Annotated in this window: 5 protein-coding genes and 1 pseudogene; all 6 read right to left on the bottom strand. The window is 45.7% G+C overall.

Annotated elements, in window-relative coordinates; all coding sequences use genetic code 11:
• Positions 1–99: 99 nt before the first annotated feature.
• A complete protein-coding gene (locus BZG78_RS14985) occupies positions 100–834 on the bottom strand; it encodes a hypothetical protein (RefSeq protein WP_077661660.1) in 735 nt (244 codons plus the stop codon).
• A gap of 123 nt (positions 835–957) precedes the next feature.
• Positions 958–1,671 carry a hypothetical protein gene (locus tag BZG78_RS14980; protein ID WP_077661659.1) on the bottom strand — a complete coding sequence of 238 codons (714 nt, stop codon included), beginning with the start codon at positions 1,669–1,671 and terminating at the stop codon, positions 958–960.
• 72 nt (positions 1,672–1,743) lie between these two features.
• Positions 1,744–2,475, bottom strand: a complete 732-nt coding sequence (locus BZG78_RS14975) for a hypothetical protein (protein WP_077661658.1) — start codon at positions 2,473–2,475, stop codon at positions 1,744–1,746.
• The gene (locus tag BZG78_RS14970; RefSeq protein ID WP_077661657.1) at positions 2,476–5,721 is read right to left on the bottom strand and encodes a T6SS effector BTH_I2691 family protein; all 3,246 of its coding nucleotides are present in this window, start codon (positions 5,719–5,721) and stop codon (positions 2,476–2,478) included.
• Positions 5,718–6,608, bottom strand: a complete 891-nt coding sequence (locus tag BZG78_RS14965; protein WP_077460796.1) for a DUF4123 domain-containing protein — start codon at positions 6,606–6,608, stop codon at positions 5,718–5,720. The genes BZG78_RS14970 and BZG78_RS14965 overlap by 4 nt, the downstream gene beginning before the upstream one ends.
• A pseudogene (locus BZG78_RS14960) lies at positions 6,608–7,398 on the bottom strand (type VI secretion system tip protein VgrG); the annotation flags it as partial. The gene BZG78_RS14965 and the pseudogene BZG78_RS14960, both read right to left, overlap by 1 nt.

Genomic DNA, 7,398 nt, shown 5'->3' with positions numbered 1-7,398 from the left:
TCGTTCGACTGTTTCATTTGAGATCATTTAGTCTACTCTCACTTCAATGGTACGCATCATTCACTCTTCCCGAATTGAAGTGAGCTGTTAAAAATCATCCTATTCGGCAGCACTCTCTTCTTCCTGCTGATAGATAGGGTGTTTATATTGATCATTTGCCCTATTGATTTTGATAACTTCTAAATTAGGGAAAAGAGTATATAAGTGATTTATAACGGTGAGTTTTTCTTCATACGTTTGAGTATATACACGACGTTTATATTCTAGGTTATCTTTCTCTGGAATAGTAAAAGAAAGCACATTATCGTTAGCCAAGTCAAATAGAATGGTTCGGTGGTCCATTAATATATAAGAGTGATTTACATTAGGGCGAAAGTTCGTCATCCCAAAAGACATCAGCGCAAAACCACCGGCCCCAACAAACGCGAGGGGACCGAGCACAAACACGGCAATAACACAGACCACGATGCCCACCCACGCAAAACCACGCACCACTTGATAGGCCACATCGGGGATCATGTCTTTTTCTGTGTAATGAATACCGAGACTGGTTAATTGATAACAGCGATGTTTATCGGGTAGAAACAAGTATCTTGATGCAAAAACCATCAGTGTCAAAAAACCACTTAATACCCAAAAAGCAAATGAGTCGACAGTCAACTTCTCGAGCACTGACCAAAGAAACAAAAGAAATGATGTTCCAGCAAATATCGACAGTCCCCATTTAACCATATTCTCGTGTTTCAGACCCGCCCCCATAGATTCCCAAGAATAAATCACCTGAGCAGCACACAGCTGCTCCTCGAGGAGCTCTGTGTTATCTCCATTACTCATTTTTTCAGCTCTTACTTCAACCGCTCGCCCCAGCAATTTCAAGATACATTGATATGAATAGAGCATCACCCATAGATAACATGACATTATAAAAMCAATGTTTCTCTTTGGTATCCAAATATACTAGTCCTGAATGAAGATTGGATGTTTAAACATGTCATTCATTTTAGTCATTTCCACATACTCGATATCTTTCCTAATTTTTTTAATCAAGGATACAACCGCGTCTTTTTCTCCCAAAGAAGAAAAGTAAAAGTTTCGACTGCTGGAGTACTCAGTAGGAATATTACTATCAATGCGTAATATGCTATCGCTCATCGGATTAAATAATATGGGTCTATCCGAAAAGAATACCTCATGCTTTTCCGTCGTTGGCTTAAAATTCGTCATCCCAAAAGACATTAGCGCAAAGCCACCTGCTCCAACAAACGCGAGAGGACCGAGCACAAACACGGCAATAACACAGACCACGATTCCCACCCACGCAAAACCACGCACTACCTGATAAGCAACATCGGGGATCATGTCTTTTTCTGTGTAATGAATACCCATAGAGGTTAGATAATAACAACGGTGCTTGTCAGGAATAAATAGATATCTTGTTATCAAAACTCCCATCACAGCCAAAGTGAAGCAAAACCAAAAAGCAGTACTCCACCAGGAAGCATCACTAACAATCATTAAAAACGTTGGCAAAAACAAACCAATCATTAGAGAGAGAGCCCATCGAACCATTGGGGAATAATTCCCATCAGGACCAACTTGCTCCCAGTTGTACTCAACTCTATCTGTGTACAGTTGCTCTTCTAATCGTTCGACTGTTTCATTTGAGATCATTTAGTCTACTCTCACTTCAATGGTACGCATCATTCACTCTTCCCGAATTGAAGTGAGCTGTTAAAAATCATCCTATTCGGCAGCACTCTCTTCTTCCTGCTGATAGATAGGGTGTTTATACTGGTCTTTCAACCTTTTTATTTTGACGAACTCGATACTAGGGAAGAGTGAACGTAATGTAGCAAGTAGTTCTTGCTTTTGGTCGATTGTCATGGTGTATATATCGCCACCGTAAGCATGCACATCCTGCTCTGCAGCTTCGAATGACAGTACCCCATGGTTCTCTAAATCAAACACAACCGTACGCTCAGAAATCAATATATAGTACTGATTAATCTTAGGGCGAAAATTCGTCATCCCAAATGACATCAGCGCAAAACCACCGGCCCCAACAAAGGCAAGAGGACCTAGCATAAACCCAGTAATAATACAGACTGCGATACCCACCCAAGAAATGCCGCGAACGACTTTGTAAGCAGCCTCTGGGATCACATCTTTCTCTGTGTAATGAATTCCCAATGAGGTCAAGTGATAACAGCGATGTTTGTCGGGAAAAAAGAGATACCTCGTCATTAAAAAACCCATGGTTGCTAATGTAAAACAAAACAAAGAACCAGAGCTCCATATCGGAGTGTCCTCTACTACCATCAAGAATACAGGTAGAAATAAGCCAATAAAGAGAGCGACAACCAGTCTAATGGGGCCAGAATATTTTCCACCAATACCAGAAAACTCCCAATAATATTCAACTTTACTCTTATCCAATTGCTCTTTAAGTACTTCGGTTTTTTTATTAGAGGTCATTCAGTAAACTCTCACTTCAATGGTGCGTTTGGCAAGTTTTTTGTCTTTCGGAGCAGGGTTTACGAGTAGATCGCCTTGATGACTACCGACAGCAATATAACCAAGCGTCTCTTTTTCTGATGCTTGCCAAGCAAAAGGCATACTGACAAGCACCGCCACCGTATCGTCGGTGGTACCGCCCATATTTAGTCGGTAGATAGGGCTTCCTGATGCCTCATCTGTGCTCCATGTACCACCTTGCTCATTGACTACCACTGCAGATTTTGGCTGAGCAACACGGTAGTGGTAGCTCTTATCTTTGGGTTTACGGGTGATTTGTAAACCAATTTTTGTATCCCGAGTAAACGCAGGCAGGGTTAATTCTAATTGCCACTGCTCTGTGCCAGCGTCCATCCATTGTGAAGGTTGCCGACTTGGGATAGCAGTTAGCCGAATTTGAGGTTTATTAATAATATTCTCTAGACTCGTTAGATCTTCGAGAAAATCCCATTTTTTCGTCTGCTTCCCCCAGGTTGAGTGAAGCAACCAAATTTCAAGATCCGAGCGTTTAACTAGATTAATAATTAAGACGGAAAGTAAAGACACAATACCTGCAACCATTAACGTGGTCATCATCCAAGGAGCAATTATTGATCCAATGCTTGTGCCTAATATTCCAAACCTACTAGCGAAATTTGCCACGGCCTGAGCGAGAAACACAACCGCTTGCGAACCAGCGGCTAGTCCTTTTAGAACGTAACCTAGACTTTCCATTGGAGTGTTACTCAAGTCGTCATACTTTTTATAGCTATCCCACGTTTCTAGCCCCGTTGCAAATAAGCCAAATAATGAAACCATCGCTGTGGTTTTAGCAAAGGTCTTCAACGCGGCCGCCTTTGAGGCACTTGATGTCCTTTCCAAGACTTTACTTAGACTTCTTTTTAAGAGCTCTTCATCGGTGATTATTTTTTTCCATGCCTCATCGCGCCAAAGTCCTGCAACCTGAGAAACCGCATAGGCGGTCGAGTAGGTCGCTTCTCTTAGTGCTGGGTTTGCCCATAAGCTAGTCTCTGGGTGCTGCTCGGCTTTATAACGAATATTATGTAAGACTGATGCACTATTCCAAATATTGAGGATCGCAAGTATGCCTCCCATTTTACCGAGCTTATTCCACGATGTTTGAGCAGCTTGTGTACCTTTTTGCCAGATGCGCTCAATGGCTTGATTGAGCATTTTTTTCGCTGCATCATTCGCCGCTTGATGCTTTAGCGTGACCATTTGAGGTAACTCACTACTCAACAGCTTCTGCAACCTCTGCTGAGCTGCATGCATGGTTTGAATCTGGTGATTTTTGGGGGTTGGTTGCCCCACCGGGGGTTGGCTGATCCGTGTAATTATTGCAACTTCGGCATTCATCTTTCGCTGCCATGCCGAAACTTGCGCCGGATAGTCTGGGTTGTGTGCAACAATCGCTTCTGGATTAACGATTGCCTCCAATATCACTAGCCGTAAATTGCTGATCATGCCTGCAGGACTATGCGTGGTATTCATTTGGCTAGGAAATAACAGGTTGGTTATCGCTCGCCACGTCTGTTCCGCCGCGCCTGATGTCGCATGCTGCAACGCAGAAAAACTGTTTTTCACGGGCTCTGCAAGCGATTTAAACCATTCCTTCTCTTGGATACGAACATCGCCCGTGAATCCGTCATAGTTAGCAATCGCACTAAACAGTGCCAACATGTCTCCCGGTTTATCTAAGCCGATAAAATGATGCTCAATCTTCTGCACTTCATCATTCAGTGCTTGCCAATTGTCTTTTGAGAAACCCACTGACGCCAGCGCTAAGAGATTATCAGGCTGATCAAAGTCCAGAACTTTATTCAGTTCAGCCTGTGCTTCCTCATTGTTTATCGCGTGTTTTACGCCAACCAAATATTGACTCACTAAGCTCAGCAGATACACCAAATGATCCGTGTCTTGATTGTCTACACCCACAATGGCTGGTTCGGTGCTTAATTGTTTAAGGCCATGCATAAAGTCTTTGTAGCGATTGGCGATGCGCGCATCAAGGCCTTGTAATTGGTTGTAATGGTCCGAGAGAAATGCCTCTAGCGCTTCCCAATCCACTTCATCGCTGAACATAGACCAACGCTGTTTTTGCTCTTCAGTGAGTTGGTAATCGTATTGTTCCTCAAGAAGCGCCCCTTTATTTAACGCCTCTTCTTGCAGTGACGTCATCGGCACAGTCGCGACATTGGGATTACTTTCTAAAGCCGCTCGCTCTTGGTCAGCAAGCCGTTGTGTCGCAAGATAGTCAATAACATGGCGCTCGAATGCCAACTCTCTGATGGGGTCACCCTTCACTGAGCTGGGTACTTCGTCTTGATCCAATTTCACGCCTGCTAGCATTCGCGTCAGCTCAGCCATTTGGAGCTTATGCATGTTCTCTTCGTCTTTTAAAATAACACTCTGTCGCGCGACTTCCTGAGATAAAGGCAAGAACAAATCAGACACATCGGCCAACCTATCATCCAGCGCAATAAAAAAGCCTTCATTGGGTTTATCCAAGTCCACCTTGTAGTCAGTGACCGTGCTACCTGGCTTTTGTGCAACGTGCTGGTGTTGTTGAACGTCTTGCTCATCGGTTTCTAGATCATCGACTTCATCAAGCGGTGTGCACGTACTTGCAAATAACCCAGTCGGCGCAGAGTCCTCGCCAATATCAATCACACTTTGCCCGAGTTGCTTTAAACTGCCGGTGTGTGGATGCGCCATATTCTCGCGATAATAATCAAGATCGAGCTCTCGCATCCACGCACTGCGTAGCTGATCCTTTTCTTGCATCAGCGCTTTTAAGCGCACCGTCCAGCGTAGATGCGAAAACGCAAGATAGACAGTGTGTTTAACCGGATAGTTTAAACGGCTTGATGTTTCGCCATCGCTGTCATCATTCAGCTTTTTAATGAGTTTGGTACCAGACACTTGGTATTCATCGAGACGCTCCGCGTCTTGGTCGTAGACATACAGCCAACCGTCCCTTAGTTGGCGCAATGTGCGCTGGCTATACTCTGCCTCGATCCACGCTTCACCTTGCCACTTTTTAGGTAAAGCAAATATTGGTGTGTAATCGTCTTGATCATAGCCATTGTCGAACGCATAACGCACAGGAACAAAACCAACGCTGCCACCTTTTAAAGGACACGGTCCGGTTGGGTCGCGGCTATCTTGATTGTTGGCACATTTGGCCGCTGAGATTGGGTCACTCATAGCTGCTCCTGCTGGTTCGATAAGTGAGACTCGGCTTGTTCTGATTCGTGTTTTGCCAATAAGGCCGCTTGCTCGATGCGCTGAGAGGGCGTCAGTGCCGATGGATTGAGAACAATATTGCTTATATCGGGATGCACAGATGCATCAAGCGCTTGCTCACCTACAAAACCTAACACATTGAAAAATTGCGTCAGGTCTTGCCCGGTATGAAATCCTTGCTGATAGGCAGTTTCTGCCCACGTCTGTACCCATTGGTCAGGATCTGACTGAGAGGTAAGACGCTCAGGAAAGTAAGTTTGCATATGTTGCTTAAGGCTTTGTATCTGATTACGCCAAACCACCTTACCAAGCGCGCTCCATTGAGGGTCGGAGAGCTGATAGGGCAACGAGACTGATTTGGCCGACTCAGGGGCATGATAAACTTGCCAACCTTCACGCGTCGGCAGCCAAAGTGCCGACATCAAGGACCAGAAGCCACCAAAGTCATTAAACAGCAACGCATCAATGCATTCACTGTGCGCCAGCTTTAAGAACACCTTACTGCCATAGGGTGACAGCACTTGAATGAAATCCCGTAACTGATGTGCGACATCAAGCCCGGGGTGTGAAGACGCGAATACATATCCTGCAGTGGGTTGATTGAGGGTCGTAAACCATGTCCACACTGCGTCGGTCAATCGTACAATAAAGGGAGAAACCGCGAGCAGCTGGTCATAAGGCGGTTGAGTATAGACAGGCATAATGTCTAACTCTCCTTCCAAGCCATATAGTTGCTGCGCCATGTCTTCAATTTGTCCACCATCGACCATCAAATACAAACGATGACCCTCTTGCGGCTGCATGTCAGGGACGCTATCGAAAAGATTGCTATGCGCCAAAATAGTCATCACTTCTCGCACTCCTCACATAAAGGAGATTGTCCCTTTAGCGCTTCTACTTGACGTTTAGGCGCCAATGATGGCGTATCGTCTGTTCTCGGCGCCCACGATGGCGTCGGTGCCCCTTGCTGTGTTTCTGATGTGGTCATTACATCAACCGCTTGGATATCGGGGAGTGGCGCGGCTTCGGGATCGGCCAAGGCGTCGATAGTTTTGGGACGCTTCGCCATTTGGCCATTAAAGCCTGGTCCACTGCCTGCGCTGCCGCCTGAGTTTAAGTTCACTGCGGCACCAGAAGCATGCACGCCTGCCGCATCCACTTTCACAAAGCTACCGCCGGCACTTAAGGTAACTTCTGCACCGGCTTCGATCACCAGTTTAGCGCCCGTTTTTAGGTGAATGTCACTTCCGGCTTCCACCGCATGAACCTTACCGACTTTATAGTACTCACTGGCTTTGACGAGATTGGAGTGGTTGCCACCAATACGGGTGCGACTCTCTCCCTCCACGGTATGATGCGCATTGCCCATCACACGATGAAATTGGTCGTTGTGTACCTGATGGTGGTTGTCATGACCTATCTCGGTCACGCGGTCGTTTTCTACCTCGGTATGCCAGTCTTTTTGTGCATGTAAATACACTTGCTCACTGCCCGATTGGTCTTCGAACGTGAGCTCGTTATACCCCTCGCCTTGGTGGCTCTCGCTGCGCCAAACCGTCTTGGTTTTGTGTGCCGGCAAGGTATAAGGCGGCACATTGGTCGCATGATACGTGCGGCCGGTGATAATCGGTAATCGGT

This window comes from Salinivibrio sp. MA351 (genome assembly GCF_001996065.1).
GTDB classification, from domain to species: domain Bacteria; phylum Pseudomonadota; class Gammaproteobacteria; order Enterobacterales; family Vibrionaceae; genus Salinivibrio; species Salinivibrio costicola.
The sequence above is the reverse complement of the archived record's forward strand: the minus strand, read 5'-3'. Positions and strand labels throughout refer to the sequence as shown.

Excerpts from the sequence above, each read along its gene's own strand:
- BZG78_RS14985 (WP_077661660.1), bottom strand. The coding sequence starts at position 834 with ATGAGTAATGGAGATAACACAGAGCTCCTCGAGGAGCAGCTGTGTGCT.
- BZG78_RS14980 (WP_077661659.1), bottom strand. The coding sequence starts at position 1,671 with ATGATCTCAAATGAAACAGTCGAACGATTAGAAGAGCAACTGTACACA.
- BZG78_RS14975 (WP_077661658.1), bottom strand. The coding sequence starts at position 2,475 with ATGACCTCTAATAAAAAAACCGAAGTACTTAAAGAGCAATTGGATAAG.
- BZG78_RS14970 (WP_077661657.1), bottom strand. The coding sequence starts at position 5,721 with ATGAGTGACCCAATCTCAGCGGCCAAATGTGCCAACAATCAAGATAGC.
- BZG78_RS14965 (WP_077460796.1), bottom strand. The coding sequence starts at position 6,608 with ATGACTATTTTGGCGCATAGCAATCTTTTCGATAGCGTCCCTGACATG.